22 protein-coding genes and 4 tRNA genes are annotated in these 25,800 nt (G+C 43.5%); 15 read left to right on the top strand and 11 right to left on the bottom strand.

The genetic code is table 11. The features are described from left to right. The first annotated feature begins 563 nt into the window (after positions 1–563). The 11 genes from FQ084_RS09840 to FQ084_RS09790 all read left to right on the top strand — a co-directional run bounded on the left by FQ084_RS09840 (position 564) and on the right by FQ084_RS09790 (position 9,676). Positions 564–2,450, top strand: coding sequence for a tetratricopeptide repeat protein (locus FQ084_RS09840; RefSeq protein ID WP_262880725.1), 1,887 nt, complete (start codon positions 564–566; stop codon positions 2,448–2,450). Positions 2,451–2,680: 230 nt separating this feature from the next. Continuing rightward, complete coding sequence (gene lolB, locus FQ084_RS09835) at positions 2,681–3,322, top strand: lipoprotein insertase outer membrane protein LolB (RefSeq protein ID WP_149490455.1); 642 nt, start codon at positions 2,681–2,683, stop codon at positions 3,320–3,322. Between the two features lie 51 nt (positions 3,323–3,373). Continuing rightward, positions 3,374–4,354 (top strand): 4-(cytidine 5'-diphospho)-2-C-methyl-D-erythritol kinase, encoded by a 981-nt coding sequence (ispE, locus tag FQ084_RS09830; RefSeq protein WP_149490454.1) that lies wholly within the window; start codon positions 3,374–3,376, stop codon positions 4,352–4,354. 97 nt (positions 4,355–4,451) lie between these two features. Beyond that, on the top strand, positions 4,452–5,030 hold the full coding sequence (locus FQ084_RS09825) for a hypothetical protein (protein WP_149490453.1): 579 nt from the start codon (positions 4,452–4,454) through the stop codon (positions 5,028–5,030). Positions 5,031–5,202: 172 nt separating this feature from the next. Next, positions 5,203–5,278 (top strand) — tRNA-Gln (locus FQ084_RS09820). Positions 5,279–5,519: 241 nt separating this feature from the next. Beyond that, positions 5,520–5,595: transfer RNA gene (locus FQ084_RS09815), tRNA-Gln, on the top strand. 110 nt (positions 5,596–5,705) lie between these two features. After that, complete coding sequence (locus FQ084_RS09810) at positions 5,706–6,653, top strand: ribose-phosphate pyrophosphokinase (RefSeq protein WP_149490452.1); 948 nt, start codon at positions 5,706–5,708, stop codon at positions 6,651–6,653. Positions 6,654–7,073: 420 nt separating this feature from the next. Continuing rightward, positions 7,074–7,748 (top strand): 50S ribosomal protein L25/general stress protein Ctc, encoded by a 675-nt coding sequence (locus FQ084_RS09805; protein WP_149490451.1) that lies wholly within the window; start codon positions 7,074–7,076, stop codon positions 7,746–7,748. A gap of 212 nt (positions 7,749–7,960) precedes the next feature. Continuing rightward, on the top strand, positions 7,961–8,542 hold the full coding sequence (gene pth / locus FQ084_RS09800) for an aminoacyl-tRNA hydrolase (RefSeq protein WP_149490450.1): 582 nt from the start codon (positions 7,961–7,963) through the stop codon (positions 8,540–8,542). 153 nt (positions 8,543–8,695) lie between these two features. Next, positions 8,696–9,076, top strand: coding sequence for an aspartate 1-decarboxylase (gene panD / locus FQ084_RS09795; RefSeq protein WP_149490449.1), 381 nt, complete (start codon positions 8,696–8,698; stop codon positions 9,074–9,076). A 354-nt stretch (positions 9,077–9,430) separates the two neighbouring features. Next, positions 9,431–9,676, top strand: a complete 246-nt coding sequence (locus FQ084_RS09790; RefSeq protein WP_149490448.1) for a hypothetical protein — start codon at positions 9,431–9,433, stop codon at positions 9,674–9,676. A 287-nt stretch (positions 9,677–9,963) separates the two neighbouring features. Here the strand turns inward: FQ084_RS09790 and FQ084_RS09785 are convergent, their stop codons facing one another. The 3 genes from FQ084_RS09785 to FQ084_RS09775 form a co-directional block, all read right to left on the bottom strand. Further along, complete coding sequence (locus FQ084_RS09785) at positions 9,964–10,617, bottom strand: RDD family protein (RefSeq protein ID WP_149490447.1); 654 nt, start codon at positions 10,615–10,617, stop codon at positions 9,964–9,966. Positions 10,618–10,933: 316 nt separating this feature from the next. Then, positions 10,934–11,010, bottom strand: a tRNA-Arg gene (locus FQ084_RS09780). A 185-nt stretch (positions 11,011–11,195) separates the two neighbouring features. After that, positions 11,196–11,285: transfer RNA gene (locus FQ084_RS09775), tRNA-Ser, on the bottom strand. Positions 11,286–11,626: 341 nt separating this feature from the next. On the opposite strand from FQ084_RS09775, the gene FQ084_RS09770 reads away from it, so the two are divergent. Then, positions 11,627–12,421, top strand: a complete 795-nt coding sequence (locus FQ084_RS09770; RefSeq protein WP_149490446.1) for a hydroxymethylpyrimidine/phosphomethylpyrimidine kinase — start codon at positions 11,627–11,629, stop codon at positions 12,419–12,421. 117 nt (positions 12,422–12,538) lie between these two features. On the opposite strand, the gene FQ084_RS09765 is transcribed toward FQ084_RS09770, so the two are convergent. From FQ084_RS09765 to ppx, 5 genes are all read right to left on the bottom strand, one after another. After that, complete coding sequence (locus FQ084_RS09765) at positions 12,539–13,108, bottom strand: YggT family protein (protein WP_149490445.1); 570 nt, start codon at positions 13,106–13,108, stop codon at positions 12,539–12,541. Between the two features lie 152 nt (positions 13,109–13,260). After that, positions 13,261–14,094 carry a pyrroline-5-carboxylate reductase gene (gene proC, locus FQ084_RS09760; RefSeq protein WP_149490444.1) on the bottom strand — a complete coding sequence of 278 codons (834 nt, stop codon included), beginning with the start codon at positions 14,092–14,094 and terminating at the stop codon, positions 13,261–13,263. 167 nt (positions 14,095–14,261) lie between these two features. Then, entirely contained in the window at positions 14,262–15,851 is a 1,590-nt protein-coding gene (gene tilS / locus FQ084_RS09755; RefSeq protein WP_149490443.1) for a tRNA lysidine(34) synthetase TilS, read from the bottom strand. Between the two features lie 166 nt (positions 15,852–16,017). Then, a complete protein-coding gene (locus tag FQ084_RS09750; RefSeq protein ID WP_149490442.1) occupies positions 16,018–16,821 on the bottom strand; it encodes an acetyl-CoA carboxylase carboxyltransferase subunit alpha in 804 nt (267 codons plus the stop codon). A 275-nt stretch (positions 16,822–17,096) separates the two neighbouring features. Continuing rightward, complete coding sequence (gene ppx, locus FQ084_RS09745) at positions 17,097–18,632, bottom strand: exopolyphosphatase (protein WP_149490441.1); 1,536 nt, start codon at positions 18,630–18,632, stop codon at positions 17,097–17,099. 400 nt (positions 18,633–19,032) lie between these two features. Here ppx and FQ084_RS09740 point away from each other — a divergent pair, with 400 nt between their 5' ends. Next, positions 19,033–19,440, top strand: a complete 408-nt coding sequence (locus tag FQ084_RS09740; RefSeq protein WP_149490440.1) for a DUF962 domain-containing protein — start codon at positions 19,033–19,035, stop codon at positions 19,438–19,440. A gap of 162 nt (positions 19,441–19,602) precedes the next feature. Here FQ084_RS09740 and FQ084_RS09735 read toward each other — a convergent pair whose 3' ends face one another. The 3 genes from FQ084_RS09735 to FQ084_RS09725 form a co-directional block, all read right to left on the bottom strand. Beyond that, entirely contained in the window at positions 19,603–21,366 is a 1,764-nt protein-coding gene (locus FQ084_RS09735) for an AMP-binding protein (RefSeq protein WP_149490439.1), read from the bottom strand. Between the two features lie 227 nt (positions 21,367–21,593). Beyond that, positions 21,594–22,895, bottom strand: coding sequence for a glutamate-1-semialdehyde 2,1-aminomutase (gene hemL, locus FQ084_RS09730; RefSeq protein ID WP_149490438.1), 1,302 nt, complete (start codon positions 22,893–22,895; stop codon positions 21,594–21,596). A gap of 46 nt (positions 22,896–22,941) precedes the next feature. Continuing rightward, positions 22,942–23,295 (bottom strand): zinc ribbon domain-containing protein YjdM, encoded by a 354-nt coding sequence (locus FQ084_RS09725; protein ID WP_149490437.1) that lies wholly within the window; start codon positions 23,293–23,295, stop codon positions 22,942–22,944. Positions 23,296–23,625: 330 nt separating this feature from the next. Here FQ084_RS09725 and FQ084_RS09720 point away from each other — a divergent pair, with 330 nt between their 5' ends. Together FQ084_RS09720 and FQ084_RS09715 are read left to right on the top strand one after the other, a co-directional pair. Next, a complete protein-coding gene (locus FQ084_RS09720; RefSeq protein WP_149490436.1) occupies positions 23,626–24,375 on the top strand; it encodes a YgfZ/GcvT domain-containing protein in 750 nt (249 codons plus the stop codon). A gap of 57 nt (positions 24,376–24,432) precedes the next feature. Then, positions 24,433–25,758 carry a D-amino acid dehydrogenase gene (locus tag FQ084_RS09715; protein ID WP_149490435.1) on the top strand — a complete coding sequence of 442 codons (1,326 nt, stop codon included), beginning with the start codon at positions 24,433–24,435 and terminating at the stop codon, positions 25,756–25,758. The last annotated feature ends 42 nt before the right edge of the window (positions 25,759–25,800 follow it).

Genomic DNA, 25,800 nt, shown 5'->3' with positions numbered 1-25,800 from the left:
TTATTTAACAGGCAACGCTAAGCGATGGTATTTGTCTGTATCTGGGCGCAGCGGCGATAAATCAACTGCTATGCCGACTTTAAAGTAAATGCTGCGAGCCTTTCAAATTTGTCTCATTTGCCGTTACGGTTGTTTACTAGCGATTGGGTGATAGGCGATTCAATTTAAAAAGCATGCCGTGCGGCTGGGATGCTTGCTTTTGAAATATAGGTTGCGAAATCTCTATCGTGCCAAGCCCACAGCAGGCGAGGAAAACTTATCCCAACAGAACGCTATTTTGAATATATCTTTTTTATATTAAATTGATTATATTAGAAATCATTTAGGGTCATTTATAGTAGTTACTTAATCGCATAAATATTCCTAATATCTGAGTAACACGGACGCTATTGTTTATCACTTCAATCTACTCTTATAATGCTAGTGACAAGTTTTGTTCGCAGCTATTTCTAAAATAATAACAATAAAATCACCTTGTTATGCTGCAAACGATTTGACGGGCAAATAATAGGTAAACACTGCTAGCTATGATTTTTTTTGGCTCATCCTTTAGATTGCAACCTATGCATCATGATCAGTCTCGCCTGCGCTCTTTATTGCACGCTATTATTGAGCGGCTATGCCAGCGTCATCAGCTAACTTTATCGTTGGCCGTTTGCTTATGCCTAGGATTACCTGCTCATGCCAATCATGCAAACTCATCATCAACCATAAAACTACCTGAAACACCGTCAGTTATCGCCAATGAGGCAGCTGCCACTGCTAGTACCTCTCCTAACATGCTTAATACGCAAACTCAGATAACGGAAAGTGTGAGCGATATAAATCGTTTACCACCCAGCGAAACGCCAGCTAATTTTGGTGAACCAAGCTTGTACGCACTTTTGGATGCAGAGTTTGCAGCAGATCGCGATGATACCGCGCGCGCAGTGACCATCTATAAACAGCAGTCTTTTAAACAAGATGCAACGGCGGTATTTGAGAGGGCGCTAAGCTTATCTTTACGTAACGAAAGCGTTGAGGATTCATTACGCTTTGCTAAAGCGTGGCAAGACCAAAACCCCGACCACGTACCCGCTTGGTTTTATGTGGCGCATTTGGCATTACGGGCACATGATTATGAGTTGGCGGGCGAAACCCTCAATCGTATCTTAAGTTATGATCCGCGTGCTGATCTTAGTGAAATCCTGATTGGCATTTATCCCAATACCGATGAAGACAAACGCGAACTACTCGCCGCTCTGCAACCTATCGATAGTGAGCAAAACGCCTCCCTCTCGGTATTAAAAGCCGGTTTGCTCTATCAGTTTAATGAGCCTGAAATCGCCATTGTCCATATCGATCGCGCCTTAGCGCGTCAGCCCGACTATGTGCCTTTTATCACTTTAAGAGCCGATATATTGCGCAAAACCGAGCCATCAGAGACGGTCATCAACTATGTCAGCCAAGCACGTCTACGTAACCCTGATAGCAAAAGCCTATACTTATATGAGATTCGCTACTTACTTGACTTGAAACAAAACGAGCAGGCTTGGCAACTGTTGCTTGACGCTCATGAGCGCTTTGTCGATGATGAGGAAATCACTTTGCTAGCAGCGCTTGTTAGCTTGGACGTTGAAGAGTACGCCAGTGCTGACCAACTACTTAATATGTTGGCTAAAAGTCCGGCTTACCTAGATCAAGCCTATTACTATCTTGGTATCAGTGCCGAGCGTCAACAGCGCTTTGAGCAAGCAAAATACTATCTCAATGGCGTCATGCAAGAGGACTTAGTATTAGAAGCGCGCCGAAAAGTGGTGTCGTTTGAGCTGCTCAATGATGACGTCGATGCAGCCGTCGCCACTCTAGAAAAGCTGCGTAAAGACTTTAGCGTCTTCGCACCTGATAGCTTTGTGATGCAAGCGGATATCTTGTGGCAGCAAAATGAATCCGATGAGGCGCTACGTTTATTAACGCGCGCCAGTCGCAAATACCCCAATAATGAGATGCTCCTATTTGCTCGCGCCCAATTGCTTGATGACAAAAACGATTATATTGTTAAGCGTACCTTGCTGAACCATTTGCAAGCGCTCGACCCGACCAACCTTTCTTATCAGCTTAGCTACGCACAACTACTGCTAGCTAATGAACGCAGCTCTGAGCAAGCTTTGGCGATGGCAACGGCCATCATCCAAATCCGTTATGATGACCCGCGTTATGACAATGAGCTGCACTTGCAAGCATTGAACGTACTGGCAGCGGATGCCTTAGCGACTGAGAACTACCAGCAAGTCATCGACTATCTACAAACGCCCTATGACGTCTTCCCAACCCTGCGTTCAGGCACGCTCTTGCTACGCGCTTATCAAGGTTTGGGGAACAATGAAAAAGTTGAGGCATTACTCACAGATTTACAACAGCGTTTCTCATTCGGGCAGCGCAACGTTAACGACCGTATACAGCTCTATTAACTTTCTATTGTGCTAAAGCCTATTTGATACTCACAATAAAATGCGGATAAAAGCAGAAAAACGGTTGCCATAAAAACTACACGCCAGTTATAAGAAATGAACAGCCACGCATCACCGAGTAACAAATAGCGCTTAAGCTACTCTCTTTTCGAAACAGTTTTTTTGAAATCTCTAATTATCGAAACTTCTAAACATTGATTTTGTAAATTTGTCACTTTTGAGGAACAACCATGTCCGTATTAATAAAAAACCACCAGCCAACTAAACTTGCGCTATTCACTGCTTTAACCACAGCGCTCGTTATTACTTCTGGTTGCCAGTCAATGAAAACCGCCAACGCCACCATCCAGCCTAGCACTACCATCCAAGGTCAAAACGCTGAACAACCTAAAAAGCTTGAAAACTTTAATATCACTGGCAAAATCGGGGTGACAACGCCTGGCAAGGACAATACAGGAAACCAAGGCGGTAGTGCGTTTTATGCCTGGGGTCAACAAAATGACCGCTTTGCCATCGAATTGATTGGCGCATTAGGTATTGGCAAAACCAATATCGAATATAATGGTCAGTCAGCTACTTTAGTGAGCGAAAAAACAGGCACCTTAACCGCTGATGATCCTGAAACCTTGCTAAAAAAAGCCACGGGTTGGCAAGCACCTATCTCACAAATGCCATATTGGATATCTGGGCGCCCAGCACCTTCAGACAGCGCGCCACAACTGGATGCTCAGAACCGTTTGGTTAGCTCAGTTAATGGTGAATGGCAAGCCAACTTCACTTATAAAGGCAATGATAAACTGCCAAATAAAATCAGCGCGATTCAATCACAAGGTAATAAAGTGGTGATGACCATTGACCATCAAAAACAATAACACGCAGAACTTATTATTATCTTGACCAACTATTCATAAAGACAGCTATCTATGACCAAAAGTACTACAGCAACATCGGTTGTCACACGCTTATCACCAGCAAAGATCAATTTATTTTTGCATATTAACGGTAAGCGTGCTGATGGCTATCATGACTTGCAAACCGTCTTTCGTTTGCTCAACTGGGGCGATTATCTGCATTTTTCGGCCATAGATAACGCAATAGCTACTATTGATAGCCTAGTAGATAGTAGCGCCATAGATACTGATAACCTGTGTGGTCAGCTACTAACGTTAGCTGGTGCAGAAACCATAACAAGCAGCATAGAGGACAATTTAATCTTTAAAGCGGCTAGCGCCCTACTGGCAGCCGCCATAGAATCAAATAGGCTACCCAAACAGTTGCCACAGATACAAATTACCTTAGACAAAAACTTACCAATGGGCGCAGGCTTAGGTGGTGGCTCATCCAATGCTGCGATAACATTATCAGTCTTAAATGAGATTTGGCAGCTTAACCTCACTCAAAATGAACTAATAAAAATCGGTGCTAAAGTGGGCGCGGATGTACCGATCTTTATTTTTGGACAAGATGCGATTGCCATGGGCATTGGTGAGCAATTAACTGCCATTGATTTGCCAGATCAACAATATTTAATCTTGACACCTGCTGCCCATGTCAATACTGCCGAACTGTTCGCGCACCCCAAGCTACAGAGAGATATCTCTGAGCTACCAATTGAAACTATTAAGAACCAATCCCATGATTATGTGCAATATTTAAACACGCCTTATCAAAATGTCTTTACGCCTATAGTCACCAGCCTCGCTCCTGCCGTCAATGAAGCGCTACGATATTTGCAAGGGTTAGAGTCACAATTATTGGGCACAGCACGGATGACCGGCTCTGGTAGTGCCGTATTTTTGCCATTAGATGCGAGTATTGCTACGGATAAGGCGATTTTGGCAAAATGGATTGCAGAGGCGCCTTGTGCGGGGTATGTAGCGGGGAATTTGCAAGCTAATACTTAAGAGATAACTTGCATCCAACGCACCGTTTTTAAGAGGTACGTATTTTTTCTATGTGCTGAGCGTGCACTACTCAAACTCTAAAATAGGTGGTATTGATATGAGCCATTTATATTTACATAAGAGTCTAATAGCAGCTGCGGTTTTTGTATACCTGTCATCAGGTTTAGCTGGATGTACGTCACTACCCAAATCGCGGGGTGACTCTAATCCTAATCGCTTGTCCGATAATATAGCTTTACCACAGCAATTAGATATAAAAGCAAAAGACAATCTTCAAAAGATTGCTGTTTCTCAGCAATATTCTCAAGACAGCTCACCTGCTGAACTATTTACTTATGCCACTACTCTTTCAATGCGAGAGATAAATTTTGTTTTCAAAGGTAAATACGTTATCAAAAATAACTGCTTATACTTTGTCAAAAACAACAACGAGTATCTTAGTCCTATTTTTTATCCCGATAGAGCCATTCTTTTTGAGAATGAACAAACCATTTCTCTAAATGGAACCAAAGTTAAACTTGGTGAGGAAGTTGTCACTAGCGGTATAATTAAAGAGCAAATAGGTAGTTACTATTTACTAAAAGGTGACACCGTTATCGATGACCCAAAAAATACAGCTTGTTTGACAGAACCTGCGGTGTTTATGAGTGGTAGAGTGGTGAATCCTCTCGTCTAAAAGTAACTCGCACAGCATTAGCTTACGATTGAAAGACGTAATAAAAAACCTCTATTCACTACAATAGTAGTTATGGGACTTAGGATAATTCGCTTAGTTTCGAATAAAAGCCATAAAAACACCTAAAGACCTTGCAAAATCTGAAAACTTATTTATAATAGGTCGCCTCAATAGGGGTATAGCCAAGTTGGTAAGGCATCAGGTTTTGATCCTGACATCCGTTGGTTCGAGTCCAGCTACCCCTGCCATTTTTAAGCTCAAAGCATTTGATGTGTACTTATTATAAGCCGTTTATAGATAACCGCTTATCTTATTGACATTGACAATGTTATCCCAGTTTCGGTATAGTTCGCAATGAACACCGTTGGGGAAAAGTTATGTTGTAGACGGTTTATCCGTTTATTAGATAACGAACAGGTCGTGACGCTATTTTAAGAATAACTGTTAAAAGCTATGATTAGATATCGACGTACACAGCCTAGATATTACAGGGGTATAGCCAAGTTGGTAAGGCATCAGGTTTTGATCCTGACATCCGTTGGTTCGAGTCCAGCTACCCCTGCCATTTTTTACTGTAATAGTAGTCATCAATACTTTTCTCCACTCTTTTCTGAATTTGAGCAGTTTGACACTGCTTAGCGGTCGCTGCTTGAGTCAATCAATAGGACTTCTGTCATGCCTTATTTGGCGATTTTTACGGGTAATGCCCACCCTGAATTAGCAAAAACCGTAGCCGATCATCTCCATATACCTCTTGGTAAAGCTGACATCACGCGTTTTTCTGATGGCGAAATTGCCGTAGAAATCAAAGAACACGTGCGCGGTAAAGACGTGTTTATCATGCAGCCTACTTGTGCACCGACCAACGACAATTTGATGGAAATCATGATGATGGCTGACGCCTTGCGTCGCTCTAGTGCTGGTCGTATCACAGCAGTCATGCCGTATTTTGGTTATGCGCGTCAAGACCGTCGTCCTCGTTCAGCTCGTGTGCCTATCTCTGCTAAAGTCGTCGCTGACATGTTAAACATCGTTAGTATAGATCGCGTCATGACCGTTGATTTGCATTCAGATCAGATTCAGGGCTTCTTTGATATCCCTGTCGATAACATCTACGGCACCCCTGTATTATTAAACGACCTCAAAAAACAAGATTACGACAATATCATGGTGGTTTCACCTGACGTTGGCGGTGTGGTACGTGCGCGTGCCATGGCTAAGCAATTAGGCGACACTGACATGGCGATTATTGATAAACGCCGTGCTCGTGCCAATGAGTCACAAGTGATGCATATCATCGGTGATGTCCGTGACCGTGATTGTGTCATCGTTGATGATATGGTTGATACTGCAGGTACTTTATGCAAAGCCGCTGAAGCATTAAAAGCAAACGGCGCTCGCCGCGTATTGGCTTACATTACCCACCCTGTCCTATCGGGTAATGCGCTAAAAAATATCAGCGAGTCGGCATTGGATGAGATTGTGGTTACTGATACCATTCCACTGTCTGATGCTGCTAAAGCCTGTAGCAAAATTCGCCAAGTGAGTATTGCACCGATGCTGGCTGAAAGCTTGCGCCGTATCAATAACGAAGAATCTATCAGCGCTATGTTTGATGCCTAGTCTGACGCTTAAGATTCTCTTCTGCTAAAAAAAGCGCTAAGTTTTATTGCTTGGCGCTTTTTTTGTGCCCTATTTTTAAGCTACTTTTACACATAGACTTTTTCTGTATCAGCACAGCAAGCAAGAAAAACTTATTCCAGTGGTACTTTATAATATTTATCCTTTTTTATTTAGGACTGATTATAGGTGTTTTGTCTAGGCGTTTTATATAGCCATTTTACGTAGGTCTTTATTATTGCTACAAAATCACGTATAATGCGCGCCTGTATTCATCATTAGCTAACATCTATTATTTTTAGGTATTTTTATACTTAGCGACATGATTGATACTTTCTAAAGTATTGATTATCCAGTGGTAGACTGGTCGCAAGTCTATTATTGCTGGTAGATACTTCACATACTCTCTATAGGATTATATCCATGGCTATTGATCATTTTGCAATCAACGCGGTTGACCGCTCTGCTGAACAACAAGGTAAAGGTGCGAGCCGCCGCCTACGTAAGCAGAACCTAGTTCCTGCTATCATTTATGGTGGTAATGAGGAGCCTATGGCTATCTCAATCAAAATCAACGAGCTAGTAAAGTCGCTTGAATACGAAGCCTTCTTCTCACAAATCTTGACCATCACTACTGATAAAGGTGATGAGCATCAAGTCGTTATCAAAGACTTGCAACGCCATCCTGCTAAAGGTTTCCCAATGCATGCTGACTTTCAGCGCGTTGTGAAAGGTCAAAAAATCAACATGAACGTTCCTGTTCATTTCGCGGGTCGTGAAGAAGCGCCAGGTACGAAAGCGGGTGGTATTCTATCAACGCTAGTAACTGATATTGAAATCGTTTGCCTACCATCACAACTACCTGAATACCTAGAACTTGACGTATCAGGCATGGAAATCGGTGATCTATTCCGCCTATCAGACATCAAACTGCCTGAAGGTGTTATCATCTTTGATCTTGATATGGAAGATGCACACGACCGTACAGTGGTTAACATGCAGCCACCAACCGTTGAAGAAGTTGACGCTGAAGTAGTTGATGCAGCTGACGTACCTGCAACTGCCCAAGCTACTGAAGACAAGAAAGACGGCGAATAATATACAACCTTTATCCTTATAATAATATACAACCTTTATCCTTATATAGAGACCTTGCGGTTGCTATAATAACAAAAGGTTCGTTTAGTCAAAAAAATAGCAGGTGATGAATATCTCCTGCTGTTTTTGTAAGTAAGGTTTGAAAATAGAATGGATTTATCTTGTTTTTCAAACCTTATCACTTATTTATTAAATTTAAGCAGGGTGTTTTTATGGCCATAAAGCTTATTGTCGGTCTTGGTAATCCTGGTCAGCAGTATATGTTTACGCGTCATAATGCAGGATTTTGGTTCGTCCATCATTTGGCTCAGCAGTTTAATATTACCCTCACCCCTGACAAAAAATTTCACGGGGTGACCGGACGCGGGCAAATTCATGGGCACGATGTGCGTCTCTTGATGCCACTCACCTTTATGAATAAATCCGGTCAGTCAGTGGTGCCGATGGTCAATTTTTACGGCATTGCTAATGATGAATTGCTGATTGCTCATGATGAGCTCGATATTCCAGCTGGCAGCATCAAGCTCAAAACGGATGGCGGTCATGGCGGTCATAATGGTTTGCGTGATATCACGCCACATATTGGCAACGACTTTCATCGCCTGCGTATCGGTATTGGTCATCCTGGTCATAAGTCTAAAGTCAGTGGTCACGTGTTGTCCAAAGCGGCACCCGATGAGCAAGTTGCCATTGATAGCGCTTTAACCGCCGCCTTTGAGGCATTACCATTGTTATTAGATGGTGATATTGAAAAAGCGCGCTCGCAGATTAATGGTTTTAAATTACCTGAATAGCGTTTCGTTATTTGCATAGCCTTCAGTCATTTAAATTGCTGAAGCGTGAATTTAACCGTGACTTTTATGCAAAGAACTTTTATTCTAGCAACCTTGTCCCCATTAAGCTTTTGATTTGACTCATTTATATCAGTTACCCTAAGGAAGCAACCTATGCTACTTAACATGCTCAAGTGCAAATTACATCGCGCCCGTGTTACTCACGCTGAACTGCACTACGAAGGCTCATGCGGTATCGACGGTGACTTATTAGACCTTGCCGGTCTGCGTGAAAACGAATCTATCGATATTTACAATGTCACCAATGGCAAACGCTTTCGTACTTATGCGATTCGCGCTGAAGCGGGCTCTGGTATTATCTCGTTAAACGGTGCCGCCGCTCATATGGCAGACTTAGGTGATATCGTTATCATCTGTGCTTATGCGCACTTTGATGAAGCAGAAGCTGAAACGTACCAGCCAAAACTGGTCTATTGCAACGAAGATAATACGGTTAAAGACACCGCCAATATCATTCCAGTACAAGTGGCTTAATCGTTGCATATACTGAGACGCGATATAGTCGCTTACACTGAAACGCGATTGCATTGATTTAAGCTAATACAAATAGCTATCGATCATTAGTGCTAAGGTATTTAGAATATTATTGTCATCAAAAGCTGAATCTACAGAAGGTTCGGCTTTTTTTATATTTATTCATGCATTTGTAATAGAATTTGCCAAAATTTGAATAGTAAGGAAAATGAATGCAAGTACTATCGCGAGTAGACTGAGCCAGTACAAAGCAAAGTTGACAACGCTAAGCGTATTTTCCGGATTTAGTAACAACATGGCTCAAACATCGTTACTATCGCGCTGCTATTAGATGCAACCGTACTCATAAGCCCCTTGATCATCCATAAAGGCATCGTTGAACTTAATCTGCCGCACTTGCTACTGATTACCGCTTTGACAGCTTGGCAGTTGCGTGACGGGCTGCTGAGCCTAAATGATGAACTGCTGATATGGGCATTGCTTGTGGTAGTTTTAGCTATTCAAATCGTGATGAGCTTAGGTGAAGGCAGCTCAAATACATTAGACAAGATTATGGATGGCGCTGTCACTACAGCTAACTGTCAGACAGTCATTTATTAGATAATGAAGTAGCAGAAATAGGTGATACATAACCTAGCTTAATGCATGGTCTAGGTCGGCTATTTATTGGGTTATTAATGCTGGTCGCTAGCCCGTCAACAGGTTTAAAGGCGATGAGCGTCATCACTTTATGGCTTATGGTACTTATAAACAAACCCGCATTTGGTCGCACTTCTGCTGCGATGCTGATGCTGTTTTTTTTCGGACATACGCTATGGCTGATGTAAACTGCTAATATGTAATGTCATTTGAATTTATAACTTTTATAACCTTAAATACTGAGCGTCTTATTTATTTGCTTTGCGATTTCTAATTACCCGCCATAACCCTTCATTCTCTGTTTTTGGCATTTTTAAGGTGATGGTATTGGATAGTATGTCTTGTACCGCAAGACCGCGACTATTAAACAAGCAAAAGACATAGTTAAAGACAAAACCCAAAAAAGTACTGGTCAATAAGATAGCTCGTGAGCCGCCGATGACACTCCCAATGAGACCAAATATCAGTGGCATAAGACTTGCCGCTAAGATACGTTTAAACGACTGCCCCCACGTCAATAAATGACCGCTATTATTGACCGTTTTTAAGCGCCACGTTTGCATGCCTAATGTTTGACCACCACGGCGCCAAAATAGCCCATAGAAGCCCACTAACGTTAATATAAAAGACGGTGTCATAACGACATTCTGATACCACGTTGGCAGTGATCTGGCCTCTTGTGATTGCGTGCCTGTCTCCATCGTCAGTAGCGTGCCTATCACGGTCAGCACTGTACCAACTAGGAATAGTAAAGCCAAAATCAACATCCCATCATAAAGAATAGCTGCTAGACGAGTGCCAGGTTTGGCAACCATCGCTTCTTCAACATCAGAGGCTTGACGCGCTGAATTTTTGACTGATGATTTTGCTTTAGCAGCAGCTTTTGGCGACGATTTTGACATGATACAAGCCCATAACAAGCGGAAAATAGAGCGCTCATTGTACCGTAATTCAGGCGCTTAGCGTACACTATGATGAGAGAAGACTATGGATATAGCAGCAGCTACTCTAAATTGATAATAAAGGTAGAGGGATAAGCCCGTTTCTTTATAAAGCGTTTATGTATAAAGCACCTGCTCATAAAGAAACTATTTATACAAATGATAGACATAAATTATAAAAATGACAGACATAAAAAAATCGCCAAATTGTCATAAGACAGGCGATTAATTTAGTTTTAGCTTAATGGTTGTATTAACAAATAAGCCAGTATGCAAATGGTGCGCTTGGAGAGATTCGAACTCCCGACCCCTTAGTTCGTAGCCAAGTGCTCTATCCAACTGAGCTACAAGCGCGTACTTTGCACATTATCTACTGCGTTGTTAATAACAATTACAGTAAATTAGGTTGGTTATTATATAGATAATATCGCTTGTGTCAACATCTTTTTTAGTTAAATTCAAATTATTTTTGAACTCGATACTAAAAAAATCATTAACGCCAATTTTTGCGTCACTACTCTTTATAACAACTGAATAAATGGCGGTGAAGGAGGGATTCGAACCCTCGATACGCTTACACGTATGGTTCCTTAGCAGGGAACTGGTTTCAGCCACTCACCCACTTCACCGAACGATTTAAGACACTTATCAAAGTACTTTTTAATAAAAACACTTCTTTAAACACAGTATCGATGCTAATGATACGTCTTATGCCGTGGGCGAGTATTATAGCAAAGCCAAAACGAATTGCAAGCGTTGTCTACAGATTTAACGCGGCTTTTGCCATAATTATCGATTTAAATGACTTTATCTCTTTTTAAAAGTAAAAATCGCCTGATTTGGCCGTGAAAACTCTAATATATGGTAAGGTTTTACGGCCAATCTGCTAGGATTGAATGGCTATGGCTTTTTTGGTAGTGGATGGCTATAGTATTTGTTATTGATTATAGAGCAAATAAAAGGAAGGGTTATGCGATCAGTGGTACTGTGTTTTTCAGGATTGGATCCGTCAGGCGGTGCTGGATTACAAGCGGACATCGAAGCCATCGGCCAAGCCGGTGCTCATGCTGCCATCGCTTGCACGGCTGTCACCATACAAAACTCGCAGCAAGTATTTGGCTTTGAGGCCTGTTCAGCAAGCTTGGTGAAGAATCAAGCTACTGCAGTGCTCGATGATTTGCCTGTCAGTGTCATCAAATCGGGCATGCTTGGCACTACTGACAACATTGCTATGCTTACGCGTCTATTTGCTGAGCAAATTATCCCCGCTGAGACGCCCTTTGTACTCGACCCAGTATTGGTTGCCAATAGTGGTGGCAGCTTAGGCGATGAGCAAACACTGGTGACGGCGTTTAGAGAACTGCTTCCCTATGCGACTTTAATCACCCCAAATACGCATGAGCTGCGTGCTTTAAGCGGAGAGCAAGATTTGCATATCGGTGCGCGAAAATTATGCACCCAAGGTACTCATGCGGTACTGGTCAAAACCTCACACGACTTCGATAGCGGTGATATTAAGCAGTATTTATATATCAAAGGTGAGATGGTACATAAAAGTGTCTTACCACGCTTAGCCGGTGAATTTCATGGCTCTGGCTGCTCATTAGCGAGCTTTATTGCTGGACGCTTGGCAATGGGTGACGCGCTTATTGAGGCGGTAAAGGCTGCAGATAGTTGGATTACCCAAACGCTGCGTGCCGCTGATGCGCCGCACCCTGATAATGCCAATGCCCAATTGATACCCAATCGTTTTGTAGAATTTTAGAATAATCTATAGATGGTAAATAAAAAAAGGCGCTCTATATTTTATAAAGCGCCTTTTTATTCAGTGTTCGATTTTATACTAACTTTTACTTAATACTTTTTACTTAATGAATTTAACTTAGCCCAACATCGGCATAAAGCTTGATGCCAATCCACCGATAAATATCTCAAGCAGATAAAAGGCAAAAAAGGCAACCATTGGTGATAAATCAATCATACCTAAGTTTGGCGTGATTCGACGGAATGGTGCCAAGATCGGCTCCGCTAAATTAACAATGATACCAATGATCGGATGCTGAGACTGGGTAAACACCACAATCCAGCTCACAATGATAGAGCCGATAACCAGATAGCGGCACATACGCAAAAAGTCTAATACCAAGCTGACAGTACCAGTAAAAAATAGTGGTACAGGCGCAATGCCTTTATGGGTTAACGCCGCCTTACCAGAGATATCAATCAAGCGGATTAAAAACATCAAGACAATGGCAGCAATACTAATACGGCCTTGGGCGACGGTTGGAAAAATACGCCCAAACACATCGACGATATGGGTGGCTTTATAAGCTGGGGCAATCATAGGATTGCGAGCATCCATTCCCGCAAACTGTAGCATAAAGCGGATAAATACCAACATCATAGCGAAGGTGGTGACCAAGTCAAAAATTTGCAATAACAGGTTGTTCATGAAGTGCTACTCAATGTGACATTATTAACGGGATTTAGGATGACGAATGTCATTATCAGGTATTTTTTATGACTTTAAATTTTTTATGATTTTAAACAGGGCATCTCATGACTCATGACATACCCTATCAATAGAGTACTAACCATTAAGGGCTATTTGCTCATCTCTTCACTCAGGGCTTGGCTACGATCATAACAGGCCTGCATAGCCTCAACGATTTGACGACCGATGTCATTGGCCTGCATGGACTCAATAGCTGCTTGGGTCGTACCATTTGGTGAAGTCACTTTGCGACGTAGCTCGCTTGGCGCATCCTCACTACTCATCGCCATTTTTGCTGCGCCCAGCATGGTTTGCATTGCCAGCGCAGAGGCTTGCTCTTTATCCAGACCTAACGCCACCGCTCCATCGACCATCGATTCAATGAAATAGAACATATAAGCAGGCGCTGATCCTGACACCGCAGTTACCGCGTGCATGTGTTCTTCATTGTCGACCCACATGACCAAACCTGATGCTTCCATCACTGCGGTTGCCAATTGCTTTTGTTCGGCAGAAATATCGTCCGTACCGTAGAGACCGGTCGCGCCCATTTGAATCATTGCCGGTGTATTTGGCATCGCACGGACGATATTGCCATAACCACCCAACATGTCAGACAACAATGCAGTCGATAGCCCTGCTGCCACTGAAATCACCAGCTGCTTGTCTAACACATCAGCGAAGCTACTGACCACCGCTTTCATGACTTGCGGCTTTACGGCCAGCACCACGATGTCAGCATTGATAACTGCAGCTTTTGCATCGGCAGTTGGATCAACCGTATTCAATCCTTTAGCAGCCAATTGCTCGCGCGCTTCGCTATTCGGATCAGCAACAGTAATCAGACTCGGTTTGACGCCGCAGCTGACTAGCCCGCTAATCAAAGCCTGCGCCATATTTCCACCACCGATGAAGCTGATTTTTTTATTATCTAAGACTGACATAGCTGTCTCCTATTCAAAAAATGCAAAGGCATTCAAACTAACATAATGATAGGTAAAATGACACTCAGTTTACCATACTGCTACTAGCGCCGTTTGATAAATTCAAAGGCTCAGTAATGGCGCTACCGTTTAAGTAATCAATATAGTGGACGCCGCATCTTTATTATTTACCATGTTTTACGCACAGCTAGCTGGCTTTTGATAAGGGTGGCAAGTTGCTTTACATCCACATTAATACTCGACTGTTCAGCAGCCAACACCCAGCTTTCGAAAGGTGATAATAATAAAATAGGACAGTTTATCGGGCGCTCATTGTCTAGAAGCTCATTTCCAATGTTTCTGTCATTTATAAAAGTTACGCTAACTACCACCAAACTCTCGCGCAGCCATGGTGGGATACCCAATGTTTGATAAAGCTTTTTACCCGCTTGTGGGCGTGACGCCAGTACCGTTTGCACACGCTGATGACGATCTAATGGCGCAAAGGTGAACTTAACCTTATCTTTATAGATTTCTAATGGTTGCGCTACTTCATTTGGCATAATCTGCAATTGCCAAGTAAATTTATTATCATTACGTAAGGTCATGGAAACGGACTTACTGTGAGTTGTATGAATAACAGTAAGATTAGACTCAGTATGACTAGATAAGGTCTGCGTCTGCTCGGTAAAGGGTAACTCTAACCATTTGAGCCAGTCACTGCTGAGACGATAAAGCTGCTGACGGTAGCGGCGAACAGTATACGACTGCTTGCGACCTTGCCAAAATAGCACCGTTTGGTGATCATTATCATCACGTTGGCTTAGGCGTAAAACATCATCAACGAGCTGCTTTGCAGGCGGCAATGGCTCATCTTGACCGAGCCAATGGTGCAATAATTGTCGCTGACGATAGGATGGTAAGGTTTGTAGTTTATCTATATTTAGTACGCGCTGTGCATATTGAAGTTGTAACGGTGCAACCTCTATCTGCTGCAAATCCTCGACTGCTTGGGCATTGATAATTAATTGAGCATCGCTTAATAACTGCGTGCTACGAGCAATATTATCAATGACGTTTGGATTATAGGTCGCCAATATCGGCATGATATCTCGGCGCAGTCCACTACGCACATTATCGCCAGCCTCATTGGTTGGGTCATCGATATAGGGTAGCTTTATACGCTGAGCATAGGCGCTGATATCGGCGCGTTTGACCGTCAGCCAAGGTCGCCATAAGGCTATACGATGTGCGTCCTGCGTTTGGATGTGCCATGGCTGCATACCTGATAGACCATTGACCCCAGCGCCTTGAATCAAGCGCATTAACACCGTTTCTGCTTGGTCATCAGCATGATGGGCCAAAAGCAATACATCATCTTGATTAAGTTGGACACGCATCACGTCATAGCGTGCTTGCCGTGCCGCTTGCTCATCATGACCGTCCACTTGAGCGCGTAAAATCTGGCACGGTATGTTTTGTACCTTTGCCCAATCGGCAACGTGCTGTGCCCAAGCGCCACTATCTGCTTGCAGACCATGATTAACATGCAGTAATTGCGGCAAAAATGGCAACTTACCTTGCTGATAGAGCTGCACACACAGTGCTGCGAGTGCCAACGAATCACGCCCACCACTACAGGCCAGCCAAACTCGCCGTCCATGCAGCTGTTCGCTATACTCAGCCAGACTGCTTAATAACGCTTCTGCTAGAACATTATCAATAGGCAGAGTGACTATCGAATCAATAGGGTGGGAAAGGATTGCGCTATTCGTCATTATCAACCTTATTAATCATTAAATCACTTAAGAGCTCATGCAGTTTTTCTAGGATAAATGAATCGGCACAAAAAAACGCGCCATAAAATGACACGTTTTTATTTTAACATTAAGCACAGACCTTCAGGGCTAAAAGCTGATCATTAGCCATCTAGCAGCTAGAGCACTAGCAAGGCAACATGACTTCTGAATTAAAGGATTTCAGCTTCTCATAACGTAGTTCGCAACGCTCATGCGCATCCATGTCTTTAAGCTCATTTAGTTGCTCAAAGATTAATGCCTTGAGCGCAGTCATGACTGGCTGCGGCTGAATATGTGCGCCCTCGCCTTCATCGATAACTGCATCAATTAAGCCCATTTGATAGAGATTGATGGCATTTAATTTCAATGCTTCACTGGCATCTTGTGCCTTTTCAGCCGTTTTCCACAAAATAGACGCACAGCCTTCAGGAGAGATGACAGAGTAAATACTGTTTTGCAGCATATTTACCTTATCGCCAACCCCTATCGCCAATGCACCGCCTGAGCCACCTTCACCGATAATGGTGACGATGATAGGCACTTTAAGGCTTGAAAACACTGCGATACTTTCGGCGATGGCTTGCGCTTGACCGCGCTCTTCAGCACCGATACCTGGGTAGGCGCCTTGGGTATCGACAAAGGTCATCACCGGGATATTAAAACGCTCAGCCATTTTGACCAAGCGAATCACCTTACGATAGCCTTCGGGATTGGCCATACCAAAATTATGGGCGATACGCTCGCGCGTACTGCGACCACGATGCTGGCCAATAACCATCACCGGCATACCATCTAGGCGCGCAAGACCACCAAGAATGGCCTTATCATCCGCATAAGCACGGTCGCCATGCAACTCATCAAACTCGGTAAACAATTGATTCACATAGTCCATAAATAATGGACGTTTGGCATGCCGTGCAAGCTGAACGCTATCCCAGACGGTACTCATAGACGCTTCCCTTTCATAATTATAGGTAATGTGGTGATGTTTAAAATGACCTTGTTATCAGCTTTTGAACAATCTCGGCTTTTTGATAATCAAAGTACAGTTGTAAACTCAATAGAAGCTATAGTAGCACATCTTAAATGGCATGACATTACTGACAAAGCCGCTTTTGTTACGTTAATCTGTAGCTCAATTATTACAATAGTAACGGCTTAGCATTAAGAATCAGTATTAAAAACCATTGTTAAGAATCAGTGCTAGCACTCAGCGCTGATGGCTCAACTACACTCGGCCTCAACCACGCTCAGTTTCACGCCCCATTTAGCGAACTGTTCAACCTCAGTATGCAAATCTGATAACAAGAAAGCATAGTGCTCACTACTCTCGCCAACCGTGATTTGCCAGCGATTATCCTCCAGCACTTTTAGCGCTAGCTTTGGTAATTCATGATCGCTACGACTATGATGCGCCAGTACCGCTAAGCGTAGCAACAAACACAAATAAACGAGCTGTTCACCACCGATGGTACAAGTCTGCTCTAACATATCAGCTTTGAGCTTACGGCGATGATTCAGCATCAATTGCGCCATACGCTTTTGATCCACTTGCGAAAATCCTGGAATATCAGAGTATTCAATCAAGTAAGCACTGTGCTTATGATAACTGCTATGAGCAATCGCCAAGCCTATTTCGTGTAAGGACGCCGCCCGTCTGAGCAAATCACCATCTTCACTATTGAGGCTAAGCTGACTTTTTACCTGCTCAAATAGATTAAGACTGGTTTTAACCACTTGTTTGGCTTGTTTTTTATCGCCTGAATAACGCTTTATCAGCGCCAAGACACTGCGGTCACGCACGTCTTCGCTGGCAAAGCGGCCGAGCATGTCGTACATGACGCCTTCGCGTAGCGCGCCATCTGAGTAAACCATGGTCTCGATGCCCAATACTTTCATGATCGCACGTAATACTGCCACACCTGCTGGAAAGACCGCTTTACGATGCTCTTTCACGCCTTCTAAATCAATATCATCAACGTTGCCAATTTTTAGCAATAACTTCTCTAACTTTTTAACGCCTTTATAGGTAATGCGCTCTTGCTCGTCCGCCCAGCCTTTTGAGACAAGGACGTTGCGCACCGCTTTAATCGTGCCACTCGAGCCAACGACACTACTCCAGCCTACTTTTTGGTAACGTCCATTAATCGCTAACACCTCTTTACGCGCGCTCGAGATAGCATTATTAAAGGCTTCTTTGGTAATTAATCCGTCCGAAAAATACTTTTGAGTAAAGGCCACACAGCCCATCTGTAAGCTCTCGGTCAATAGTGGATCGAATTCTTGACCAATAATAAACTCTGTCGAACCGCCACCAATATCAATGACCAAACGCTTATCACTACTGGCATTGGTATGTGAGACCCCCAAATAAATCAAACGCGCCTCTTCTCGTCCGGCGATAATCTCAATGGGTTTGGGCAAAATTTTATTGGCACGGGTGATGAAGTCATTGGCATTTTTGGCTTGGCGCAAAGCGTTGGTCGCGACGACGCGAATACGCTCAGGCGGCACCGAATCTAAACGCGCAACAAATCGGCTTAAGCACTCTAGACCACGCTTTTCAGCAGAAGCGCCCAAGATGTTATTCTCATCGAGTCCTGCAGCGAGCTGCACCTTTTCAGACATAGACACTACTTTTCGCACCTCACCATGATCGAGGCGAGCAATGGCTAAATGAAAGCTGTTGGAGCCAATATCAATGGCTGCCATCATCTCATCATCAGCAAGTGGTGGGTTTTTCAGGTAATCTTTAGGCATAAGAGAGATCGTTACCGTATTAGATAAAAAGGTATTTAAGAGCATCAGGGCTTTTAAAATGAGGATTATAGCAAGTTTTGCTATTAAAATATTTATGCAAAACGCTGGTGAGTCAGAGACTTGCACCGTTACCTATAGATTAAGCGAGAAACAAATATGCTTTAATCCTGAAAAGTAGCAGCCAAAATCTCGGGCGCACTTTAACATAGCCTATTTTAACAATAACGGCTTGCTACAACTGCAATTCTCTATATTATAATAAAGAACAAGCACTTACTCATGGCGATAAATGTTCGATATATATATAACTCGATATATAATAAGCACCCATCTTTGCCATTAAAGCCCATCACGGACTGATGACGCTCAATCAATAACAACCTGCAAGGAAGCAAAAACCATGAATCAGACGACCACCCAAGCCTCAACCGCCAAATCTTCTGCTGGCACTGAACAAGCCAGTCATGGCAGCCTTATCCACCTAAAACGTCCAGCTAAGGTGAATTTTTACGATTTTTATTTAAATGAGCATCAAAACATTGCCTGCCGCCGTTTGCATTTTGCCAGTAGCAGTTTTGGACTTTTGGGATTGGCAAAATCCATTAAGAACCGCTCGGCAAAGCCGCTGCTTAAAGGTATTGCCGCAGGATATGCCTGTGCGTGGGTCGGACATTTTTTCTTTGAGAAAAACAAACCCGCTTCTTTTAAATTCCCAATACAGAGCTTTGTCAGTGACTTTCGCATGTATAGCGATGTGCTACGCGGCAGACTCAGCTTAAAAGATCGTAAATTTGATAAGGTCAGATAAAGCCAAACCTTTCAGTGATTATTAAGGTGCTATATGGAAAATGTAAAAAAACACTGGGCTGCAATTTTTTGCAGCTCAGTGTTTTTATAACTTCCAGAGCTTAAATATCTTTAAGAGTTTCGATGATATTAAGCACTTTTATAAATTAAATAAAATGCGCCTTTAGCGTAAAGATTTACGTAATATCTTACCGACTGCCGTCTTAGGTAATTCATCGATGAATTCGTATGACTGCGGACGTTTATAGCCTGTGAGACGCTCGCTTGCAAAGTCTTGTAGCTCCTCTACCGTCAAGCTCGAATCTTTTTTGACCACAAACGCTTTGGGTACTTCACCGCTATGCACATCTGCAATACCAATTACCGCTACTTCTAGCACTTTTGGGTGCTCAGTCAACGCCGCTTCTACTTCGTTGGGATAAACGTTAAAGCCTGAGACCAATATCATGTCTTTCTTACGGTCAACAAGCGTCAAGAAGCCTTCAGCATTCATTACTCCGATATCGCCAGATTTAAAATAGCCGTCTTCAGTAAAAGTATCAGTATTGTCTCTTTGCCAATAACCACGCATCACTTGTGGTCCTTTGATAGCGACTTCTCCACGTACACCTATCGCACAAGCGCCGCCATCTTCATCAATGATTTTGATATCCATCATAGCTAGTGGCAGACCCACGCTACCATTAAAACTGCTAATCCCAGGCGGATTAAAAGAGATAACTGGAGAGGTTTCGGACATGCCGTAACCTTCATTGATTATCATGCCGGTGACTTGTTGCCACTGATCAGATACTGCTTTTATGATTGCGGTACCACCACCGATAGATAAGGCCAAGCGACTAAAATCAAGACTGGCAAACTTCGGGTGATGCAGCATACCAATAAATAAAGTATTGACTGAAGGTATGACATGCGGACGATGCTGCTCAATGGTTTTGACTAGCCCGTCAATATCACGCGGGTTAATGACCAATATATCTTCCCAACCACCATATATTCCAAGCAAACCACAAACCGTAAATGAGAAAATATGATAGAGCGGCAAAGGATTGAGTATCTTAATCTGCTCACTACGTCCTGCTTCAATCGCACTGCCAAACATTGCATAACACTGGCAGACATTGGCCATGACATTATAATGCGTCAACATCGCGCCTTTGGGCTTACCTGTTGTACCACCAGTATATTGTAATAACGCTAAATCCTCGCACTCGATAGTCACAGCTTTAAAGTCTTGCTCGCGATGAGACTGCATAATATGTGCAAATTTTATGTTCTCAGGCGCTATATTTTCTTGCGATGATGGCTCATTATCCATTACTGATTCTGATACATTATGGGAGTCATTGGTTGAGTTGGTCTGATTTGCGCCAATCTGACTCAATAAGGCAATATCATTATCAGATATCGCAGCGTTAGGATCTATAGAACATCTGACGACCCATTTAAGTTGCGCCTTAACTGCATCGTCTAACTGCTCATAAGCAGAGCTCATCCCATCGAGGACGATAAGACCACAGGCTTGAGCATCCGTCAGCTGATGCGCCAATTCATAATGGGTATACATCGGATTGACATTGACCAGTACCGCTCCTGCCCGCAGACAACCAAGTAAAACCACGGCATACTGCAATATATTGGGCAGTTGGACGGCGATGCGGTCACCTTTATTTATACCTTGTGCTTGCAAAAAAGCAGCAAAGCGGCGACTAGCGATATCTAACTGCCCAAAGGTTAGCGTTGCAGACCCCATACTAAAGGCCACAGAGTCGCTATGCTGATCTATCTTTGGTTGTAGTAAGTCTATTAGGTTTTGCTTACCTTCTAACGCATCTAGGTTATTTCTGAGTCCATACTGCTCATAAGCAGCCTGCCATAGCGGCGGCGTGGTACTGCTAGGTGCATTATTGTCAAAACTAGTATTCATCGGTTAGCATCCTTGCTCAATTGTCATTATTAGTCTCAGAATAGCACAACTTATTGTCTATTTTGCAATCACTCAACAAAGGATTTATCTCAGTCTTATTTTTTTTAAATTATAAAGTCACTATCAAAAAAACTTTATTTTTTATAATGAATTTATAAAATTTAGACACAAAAAAACCAGCACAATGGCTGGTTTTTATTTATAGGGCTAAACTTCAAAGCAGTAAACTAAGCTTTTGCCATTTCTGCAAAAATCTCGTCAGCCGCTTTAATAGTAGCTTCAATGTCTGCATCACTATGCTTGATGGACATAAAGCCCGCTTCATAAGCAGATGGCGCAAGGTAGATACCGCGATCTAGCATGCCATGGAAGAAAGTATTAAAGACATCCATATCGCATTCGGTGACGTCATCGAAATTCTGGGGTACGTTTGTTGCCTTGTCTTTAACAAAGAACATGCCAAACATACCGCCCAATTTATTGGTGCGCAAGTTAATACCATGCTTATCTGCCGCAGCTTGGAAGCCATCAACGAGCTGGTCTACTTTCGCTGATAATTCAGCATAGAAACCATCGACGGTTAAGTCTTCAAACATCGCGATACCAGCACGCATTGCCAATGGGTTGCCTGATAACGTACCCGCTTGATAGACGCCGCCAAGTGGCGCGATACAAGACATCACTTCTTTTTTGCCACCAAAAGCACCGACTGGTAAACCAGCACCGATGATTTTACCAAAGCAAGTTAAATCAGGGTCAATGCCAAAATGCGCTTGTGCGCCGCCAAGTCCAACACGAAAGCCGGTCATTACTTCATCAAAAATCAATACCGCACCATTGGCGGTACATTCTGCACGCAAGGTATCATGGAATTCTTGGGTCGGAATGACCATATTCATGTTGCCAGCGATTGGTTCAACAATCACGCAAGCAATCTCACTACCCCATTTCTCAAAGCAATCTTTAATCGCTTGTGGGTCATTATAAGGAATGGTAATCGTATGCTTAGCAAAATCCGCTGGCACGCCTTTTGATGTTGGTTCGCCAATATCAAGCATGCCTGAGCCCGCTTTTACCAATAAGCTGTCTGAATGACCATGGTAGCAGCCTTCAAATTTGACGATTTTGTCACGCTCCGTAAACCCGCGCGCTAAACGAATCGCGCTCATGGTCGCTTCTGTACCAGAGCTAGTCATACGAATCATCTCAACGCTTGGGACGATGTCGCAAATCTTATCAGCAACCGTGGTTTCAAACGGTGTTGGTGTACCAAAGCTCAAACCATCATCAGCGGCTTTTTTAACGGCATCAATGACTTTTGGATGCGCGTGACCTAAAATCATGGGACCCCAAGAGCCGACATAATCGATATAAGCGTTGTCTTCGGTGTCATAGATCTTGCTACCGTTAGCACGGTGCATAAAAATAGGCGTGCCACCGACACCGGCAAAGGCGCGAACCGGTGAGTTTACGCCGCCAGGAATATGCTTACGTGCTTGCGCGAAAAGTTGTTCATTTTTAGTACTCATACTGATTCTCTACTTATTGATTTGGTCTTATTTTATTAACAATAAATTAGGCTTTTTTAACCACCGACGATTTCAGCTTCATTGGTCCATAACCATCGAGTTTACAGTCGATATCATGACCATCAGACGCATCGGGCAGTAGGCGGATACCTTTTGCTCTCGTACCGACTTTGATAATAGTTGAGGAACCTTTGACCTTTAAGTCTTTAATCACGGTGACGGTATCGCCATCTTGCAGCTCATTACCGACCGCGTCACGAATGACCGCGTCTTGCTCTTCAGCTTGCGCCGCATCGGTTTCAGCCGCGGTCCACTCATGCGCACACATGGGGCATACCAGTAACGCACCATCTTCGTACGTATATTCAGCATCGCATTTTGGGCAATTGGGTAAGCTCATAATTTCCTCGTCAGCCGTGATAAATTGGGTGTATTCTAGAGCTAACATTGTACCGTAACTCGCCAACTTTAACCAATCGCTTCGATTGTAAACACCGTACTGTGCCCAATTTATACATTTTATGCATGCGCTGATACCTTAAAATAGACATTAAACGGACATTTTTTATCACCCAGTTTTTTGTGGTACTCTGCTTTAACTAAATTTGGTTTGATAGCCATGTATGTTTGGATGGTAAAAACCTCAACAGCTACTTTAGCAATTATTTTAATAACTCAGTGTTCACCATAATATCTGAGGCGATATCGACTGATAAATAGGACTATAACAATGACTCAATCAAGTATATCAACACTGCCACAATTTGCTCAGCTAACCATTCAAGGTGAAGACGCGGAAAAATTCTTACAAGGACAATTGACCTCTGATGTCACCAAGCTCGGACTCAGTTATCAAGCAACAGCGCTTAGTAATTTAAAAGGTCGCATCGATTTTGGTCTATGGATAAAAAAACAAGAAGAAAAGCACTATGATGTGGTTATCAGTGCCGATTGCGTTGAGGCTTTCCAAGCCCATTTAAAAAAGTTTGGCGCCTTTTCAAAATTTGATACCAGTGCGCTAGCGCCGATTTATCCTTGCGTGGTTGATGGGTTGCCAACCTTTAGCCATAAAGAGGAACATAGCACGCCAGCAGATACCCAAGCGTGGATGCAAGCGAGTCTCGCAATCGGTAACTATTGGATAGTTGCTGCCACACAAGGTTTGTTTCAGCCGCAAGAGCTACGGCTGCATCAGCGCGGCGGTATGGATTACGATAAAGGCTGCTACCTTGGTCAAGAAGTCATTGCCCGTATTTACTTTAAAGCGGCGCCAAAAGCTTTTTTACATTATGTTAGCGGCACAGGCGACGTACCAGCAGCAGGTGACAAGCTCGATAAAATCCAAGTGGTCAATGCGATTGCAGATGAGAGTGGCTTTAAGGCATTGGTCGTCGCCCGTCCAGAACATATAGCGGATAGCGAGCTTACGATATTAGACTTACCGCCAGCACTGCAAGCGGATGTCGCCCGCCAAAAATAATGCGAAACGATTAGCACTCTTTAAAGCACTTTTACTAAAAACGCAGCAGAGCAATTTATGAGTCATATTACGGTACTCGGAGCGGGCGTGGTGGGCGTGACCACCGCATGGTATCTTCGCCAAGCAGGCTACGATGTAACCGTCATTGAACGTGAGTCAGCCGCAGGTATGCAAACTTCATTTGCCAATGGTGGGCAGATATCTGTCTCGCACGCGACGCCTTGGGCCAATCCTGCTGCCCCAATGAAAGCCCTTAAATGGCTGTTTCGCGAGGATGCGCCGCTACTATATCGCTTGCGTGCTGATAAGGCACAGCTTAAGTGGGCGATGCAGTTTTTACAAGAATGCCGCGCAGAACGAGCCGATGCCAATTTGGTACAAATGGTACGCTTAGGCTTGTATTCACGAGATGCACTACAACAGCTGCGTGCTGATATCGATATTGATTATGAGCAGCAAACGCGCGGCATCATGCATTTTTATACCAACCAAGCTGAGTTTGATGCCGCCATTGCACCAACCAAGCGCATGCAAGAGTTAGGCTGTGAGCGCCATATTATTGATATCAATAATGCCGTCAGCCTCGAGCCCGCGCTCTACCCTATTGCCCATAAGCTCAAAGGCGCAACTTATACCAGCCGTGATGAATCAGGTAATGCCCATTTATTTACCCAACGCTTAGCTCAGCGCTGCGTCGAAGTTGGCGTGCAGTTCTTATATGATACCGAGATTTTGGCGTTAAATGCGGACACCGACTCTACTAGCCCGCATATCCATAGTATTACTATTCGACCCAAGGGTGAAAACGCACAGACTTTTAGTGCGGACAGCCATGTACTAGCGCTCGGTAGCTATAGCGTAGCGCTGATGAAGCCACTGAATATGCATCTGCCTATTTTTCCCGCTAAAGGCTACTCGGCTACTTATCAAATCAATACCCGCGCGCCGCATCTGGCACCCTTCGTCAGTCTCATTGATGATGAGTTCAAATTGGTAACATCACGCCTTGGTGACAAATTACGGGTTGCGGGAACGGCAGAATTTAACGGCTATAATTTGGATTTAAATACCATACGCTGTGAAGCAATCACTCGCCGTGTGCAGCAATTATTTCCGAAAGGTATCATTGCTAATTCTGTCCAATATTGGACAGGGCTGCGACCGATGACCCCATCAAATGTTCCTTTAATAGGACGCGCGCATAGGGGTCAAGTCTGGCATGGTAGTCACAATATAGACGCTAGCTTCGATAATTTATGGCTCAATACTGGTCATGGCACACTTGGCTGGACCCATGCTTGCGGCTCGGCAAAGGCTATCAGCTCATTAATACAGGGCGAGACACCGCCAGTCGATTTTGATTTTGTTGGATTAGGAACGTAAAAAAAGGCGCTGATATAAGCACCTTTCTTCTTTATGTTAAAG

It is taken from the genome of Psychrobacter sp. ANT_WB68 (assembly GCF_008369115.1).
GTDB lineage: Bacteria > Pseudomonadota > Gammaproteobacteria > Pseudomonadales > Moraxellaceae > Psychrobacter.
The sequence above is the reverse complement of the archived record's forward strand: the minus strand, read 5'-3'. Positions and strand labels throughout refer to the sequence as shown.

Bases quoted from the DNA above. Each gene is read 5' to 3' on its own strand.
- FQ084_RS09840 (WP_262880725.1), top strand. From the start codon at position 564: ATGCATCATGATCAGTCTCGCCTGCGCTCTTTATTGCACGCTATTATT.
- lolB (WP_149490455.1), top strand. From the start codon at position 2,681: ATGTCCGTATTAATAAAAAACCACCAGCCAACTAAACTTGCGCTATTC.
- ispE (WP_149490454.1), top strand. From the start codon at position 3,374: ATGACCAAAAGTACTACAGCAACATCGGTTGTCACACGCTTATCACCA.
- FQ084_RS09825 (WP_149490453.1), top strand. From the start codon at position 4,452: ATGAGCCATTTATATTTACATAAGAGTCTAATAGCAGCTGCGGTTTTT.
- FQ084_RS09810 (WP_149490452.1), top strand. From the start codon at position 5,706: ATGCCTTATTTGGCGATTTTTACGGGTAATGCCCACCCTGAATTAGCA.
- FQ084_RS09805 (WP_149490451.1), top strand. From the start codon at position 7,074: ATGGCTATTGATCATTTTGCAATCAACGCGGTTGACCGCTCTGCTGAA.
- pth (WP_149490450.1), top strand. From the start codon at position 7,961: ATGGCCATAAAGCTTATTGTCGGTCTTGGTAATCCTGGTCAGCAGTAT.
- panD (WP_149490449.1), top strand. From the start codon at position 8,696: ATGCTACTTAACATGCTCAAGTGCAAATTACATCGCGCCCGTGTTACT.
- FQ084_RS09785 (WP_149490447.1), bottom strand. From the start codon at position 10,617: ATGTCAAAATCGTCGCCAAAAGCTGCTGCTAAAGCAAAATCATCAGTC.
- FQ084_RS09770 (WP_149490446.1), top strand. From the start codon at position 11,627: ATGCGATCAGTGGTACTGTGTTTTTCAGGATTGGATCCGTCAGGCGGT.
- FQ084_RS09765 (WP_149490445.1), bottom strand. From the start codon at position 13,108: ATGAACAACCTGTTATTGCAAATTTTTGACTTGGTCACCACCTTCGCT.
- proC (WP_149490444.1), bottom strand. From the start codon at position 14,094: ATGTCAGTCTTAGATAATAAAAAAATCAGCTTCATCGGTGGTGGAAAT.
- tilS (WP_149490443.1), bottom strand. From the start codon at position 15,851: ATGACGAATAGCGCAATCCTTTCCCACCCTATTGATTCGATAGTCACT.
- FQ084_RS09750 (WP_149490442.1), bottom strand. From the start codon at position 16,821: ATGAGTACCGTCTGGGATAGCGTTCAGCTTGCACGGCATGCCAAACGT.
- ppx (WP_149490441.1), bottom strand. From the start codon at position 18,632: ATGCCTAAAGATTACCTGAAAAACCCACCACTTGCTGATGATGAGATG.
- FQ084_RS09740 (WP_149490440.1), top strand. From the start codon at position 19,033: ATGAATCAGACGACCACCCAAGCCTCAACCGCCAAATCTTCTGCTGGC.
- FQ084_RS09735 (WP_149490439.1), bottom strand. From the start codon at position 21,366: ATGAATACTAGTTTTGACAATAATGCACCTAGCAGTACCACGCCGCCG.
- hemL (WP_149490438.1), bottom strand. From the start codon at position 22,895: ATGAGTACTAAAAATGAACAACTTTTCGCGCAAGCACGTAAGCATATT.
- FQ084_RS09725 (WP_149490437.1), bottom strand. From the start codon at position 23,295: ATGAGCTTACCCAATTGCCCAAAATGCGATGCTGAATATACGTACGAA.
- FQ084_RS09720 (WP_149490436.1), top strand. From the start codon at position 23,626: ATGACTCAATCAAGTATATCAACACTGCCACAATTTGCTCAGCTAACC.
- FQ084_RS09715 (WP_149490435.1), top strand. From the start codon at position 24,433: ATGAGTCATATTACGGTACTCGGAGCGGGCGTGGTGGGCGTGACCACC.